Raw genomic sequence first — 3267 nt, 5'->3', positions numbered from 1 at the left:
TGCCACCACGGGAGGGCAGTCATGCAGCGTCAGGCTGGCGAACACGCACCCCACGGCGCCGCCGTGATAATAATCCTTCAGGCGGTCGATAAACCGTTCTGTCCGCTCATTCAGAGACCCTTCGCCCGCCAGCCGCATGACCAGATCATCGCGAAGAAAGATCTCGGCGAGATCGAGAATGGCGAGCGCCATCTCCTGCTTTCCGGAAGGAAAATAATGATAAAGGCTGGATCGTCCCAGGCCGGTTTCGCGGGACAGGATGCTCATGGTCGCGGCTTCATAGCCGAAACGCCGGAAGACCTCGCCGATCGGCGCGAGCGCCCGTTCACGCCCATTGGCGAATTGCGGCGCATCCCGGCGCCCTGGCGTCGTTCGCGCGGAGATTCCGCGACGGGTTCTATTCCGCGTCGTCATGACATTTCTCCCGATGGAAATGTCGCTAAATCTCTTTCGCCCCATTGGCAATCGGGTCGCGCGCCCGCGACGCTTCGCTTTCGCCTTTCCGGAAACCCACGGGCTCAACCGAGATCGCGAGTCTACGCAATCAGTTGGCTCATCCCCCTCCGCCGGCCGCTCATGCGCCGCGCGGTCAAATCCAATTGAAACGATCTCGCGAAAAAACCAGCACCCGCCCTTGCCAGATGTCGGCGGTGGGCGCGCGCGCTTCGCTCAAGCCGCCGATCATGGCCATCAACGCGCGGGCGACGCCGCCATGGGAGATGACCACGCTCGGCCGCTCCTGCTCGGCCAGCCAGGGCTCCAGCCTCTCCGCCAGTTGCGCATAGCTTTCGCCGCCGGGCGGGGTGAAATTCCACTTGTCGGTTTCGCGCGCCCGGGCGAGGTCGGGATCGCGGGCGCAGACCTCCGGCCAGGTCAGGCCCTCCCAGCGCCCGAAGGTGAATTCGATGAGCCTTTCATCGAACGCGCCGCCCGCGCGCGGCAGGCCCAACTCCAACCGCGCGATTTCCAGCGTTTCGCGCGTCCGGTCGAGCGGCGAGCACTGGAAGGCGATCTGATCCGGCGGCGCGCCGCTCGAGGCCAGCAGCTTTTTGAGCGTCCGGCCGGCGCGGACGGCCTGCGCCCGGCCCTTGGCGTTGAGCGGAATGTCCTGGCGCCCCTGCAGGCGCCCTTCGGCGTTCCAGTCAGTCTCGCCATGCCGCAGGAAATAGAGGCGCGGCGACGGTCCGGCGGACATGGCGGCGAATCAGGACTTCTTCACGATGTCGGCGATGTCGGGCGCGTTCGGGTTCTTCATGCCGACGATATGATAGCCGGCGTCCACATGCAGGATTTCGCCGGTGACGCCGCGTCCCATCGGCGACAGCAGGAACACCGCGCTTTCGCCCACTTCATCGATGGTCACGGTGCGGCGCAGCGGCGCGTTATATTCGTTCCACTTGAGAATATAGCGGAAATCGCCGATGCCGGAGGCCGCCAGGGTCTTGATCGGCCCCGCCGAAATAGCGTTGACGCGGATGTCCTTGACGCCGAGGTCGGCCGCCAGATAGCGCACGCTGGCCTCCAGCGCGGCCTTGGCCACGCCCATGACATTATAATGCGGCATCCATTTCTCGGCGCCGTAATAGGTCAGGGTCAGCAGCGAGCCGCCATTGTTCATCAGCTTTTCGGCGCGCTGGGCGACGGCGGTGAAGGAATAACAGGAGATCAGCAGCGAGGTTTTGAAATTCTCTTCGCTGGTGTCGACATAACGGCCGGTCAGCTCGTCCTTGTCCGAAAAGGCGATGCAATGGACGACGAAATCGAGCCCGCCCCAGACGCGTTCGATCTCAGCGAAAACCCGGTCCAGCGACGCCGTATCCGTGACGTCGCATTCGCCTACAACCAGCGCGTCGAGTTCCTCGGCCAGGGGCCGCACGCGGCGCTCCAGCGGTTCGCCCTGATAGGTGAGCGCGATTTCCGCCCCGGCCTGCCGCGCCGCCTTGGCGATGCCCCAGGCGATCGAGCGATTATTGGCCAGCCCCATGACCAGCCCGCGCTTGCCCCGCAGGGGGCCGGTCTGCAGGTTCACGGCGGGGGCTTCCGCTTCTGTCATCGTCATCATCTATCCCAGCTTCGGTGTCCGGCCATTTAGCCCCGTGCGGGGCCGGAGGCAAGGGGGCCTAAGGCCGGGGGGCGGCGCGGGCCGCCGCCTGGAGCCGCGGCGCGCGGCGGCCGCGCCGCCCGAAACGCGCGCGGCTGTGGGCACAACCGATCGGGCTATGTTCAAGTCGCGATGAAAAGTTTAATAGTCATTAATATAAAGTGACCGGAAGATTCGGCTCAGCCGAGCGCCGGGAGGAAGCCTGAAAGAACGGTCGAGACGATGGACTCCTATGTCGTCGCGGAATCCTATGCGGTCGATCTGGCGCCGCGGTTGCGGCGTTACGCTCACGCTTTGCTGGGCCGCTTGCCGACGGCGTCGCGCGGCGCCGGCGAGGCGGCCGCGCGCGTCGATCAGGACGCCGACGATCTGGTCCACGACGCCTTGATCGGCTTCTGGCGCGCCGGTTTCCGCAAGACGAGCGAGGCCGGCGACGACGCCCAGGATATGGCCTTGCGGATCGCTTTGTTTCGCCGCGTAACGATTCTGGCGCGCGAGCAGCTCGCGCGCAAGGCGTCGCAATTACTCGAATCAGGCGGCCGCCGCAAGGAAGACGCTGGCGAGGCCGAAAGCGAGGCGCGTCATTTCGCCTGGGCGCCCGAGGCGCGGGCGCTGCCCCGGCTCGATCTCGATTTGCGCGCCCTGCTCGCGCTCGTCACCCTGGAGCGTCTCAATTACGATCAGGCCGGCGCCGTGCTGGACATGCCGGCCGAGCGCGCTTTGGCGCGACTGGCCTTCGCCAGGGCGCGGCTGGCGAGCGCGATTTCGGGCGAAGCCTGCTCCCATCTCGCCGCGATTCGCTGCGCCGGCCTTTCGTGGGCCAGCGTCGCTTTGGCCAATCGCCCTTGGGTCGACCGCCCCTGGGCGGGACGACGGACGTCCGCCCCCGTCACCGAAGGCGATCTGCATCGTTTGGTCGACGAATTGCTCGACGAAGGCCGGAGCGCGGAAGTCGCGGCCGCGCTCGAATCGCAGCCCGATCTCATGCGCCGCGCCAGCGAATGGCGGCGCCAGGGCGCGCGCTTGCGCCGCGCCTTCGAGCCGCTACTGCGCGAGCCGCTGCCGCTTTCCCTGAATTTCGCGGCGCCGGAACGCTCGATGGACCGCCGCGCGCGGTCGTTCGGCCCGGCCGACCGCCTGCTGCGGCGCCTCGCCGCGCTGTTCGC

General features: G+C 66.7%; 3 protein-coding genes and 1 pseudogene. 1 reads left to right on the top strand and 3 read right to left on the bottom strand.

What is annotated here, in order from left to right; translation table 11 throughout:
* The 3 genes from ACE3S9_RS17115 to fabI all read right to left on the bottom strand — a co-directional run.
* On the bottom strand, positions 1-414 hold a 414-nt coding region (locus ACE3S9_RS17115; protein WP_374547689.1), incomplete at its 3' end, for a TetR/AcrR family transcriptional regulator.
* Positions 415-589: 175 nt separating this feature from the next.
* Positions 590-1195 (bottom strand): histidine phosphatase family protein, encoded by a 606-nt coding sequence (locus tag ACE3S9_RS17110; RefSeq protein WP_374547688.1) that lies wholly within the window; start codon positions 1193-1195, stop codon positions 590-592.
* Positions 1196-1204: 9 nt separating this feature from the next.
* The gene (gene fabI / locus ACE3S9_RS17105) at positions 1205-2053 is read right to left on the bottom strand and encodes an enoyl-ACP reductase FabI (RefSeq protein ID WP_374547690.1); all 849 of its coding nucleotides are present in this window, start codon (positions 2051-2053) and stop codon (positions 1205-1207) included.
* Positions 2054-2323: 270 nt separating this feature from the next.
* On the opposite strand from fabI, the pseudogene ACE3S9_RS17100 reads away from it, so the two are divergent.
* Positions 2324-3267: pseudogene (locus ACE3S9_RS17100) on the top strand (hypothetical protein); the annotation flags it as partial.

Origin of the sequence: Rhodoblastus sp. (assembly GCF_041915505.1) — a bacterium.
Taxonomy (GTDB): domain Bacteria; phylum Pseudomonadota; class Alphaproteobacteria; order Rhizobiales; family Beijerinckiaceae; genus Rhodoblastus.
Note: the sequence above shows the minus strand (reverse complement) of the source record. Positions and strands in the feature narration are given on the sequence as shown.